The organism is Cupriavidus sp. SIMBA_020, assembly GCF_046535395.1.
Taxonomy (GTDB): Bacteria; Pseudomonadota; Gammaproteobacteria; order Burkholderiales; family Burkholderiaceae; genus Cupriavidus; species Cupriavidus campinensis.
In genome coordinates this window covers 1-229 of the sequence record NZ_JAWRWU010001856.1, presented here as the reverse complement: position 1 = coordinate 229, position 229 = coordinate 1, and the positions used below count along the sequence as shown (strand labels likewise).

1 protein-coding gene is annotated in these 229 nt (G+C 60.7%); it reads right to left on the bottom strand.

Translation table 11 applies throughout. The annotated features are described in order from the left end of the window. The coding region (locus SB751_RS36025) for a cytochrome b/b6 domain-containing protein (RefSeq protein ID WP_410749730.1) at positions 1-229 on the bottom strand (229 nt) is incomplete at both ends.

Here is a 229-nt window from a genome sequence, read left to right as displayed (position 1 = left end):
GCCCCACGTCACATAACCGCGCGTCATGGCGCCGATCGAACCCTTGACCCACAGCGCCGCATAGATATGCACGACGATGGAGACGATCAGCACGAAGGCCGCGGCCGCATGCACGACGGAGGCCACGCGGATCACCGTGATCGGGAAATAGAACGAGAAATAGCGACGCCAGATCACGATGCCGCTCACGAGCAGCAGCACGAGGCAAACCACCAGCGTGAAGAATAAC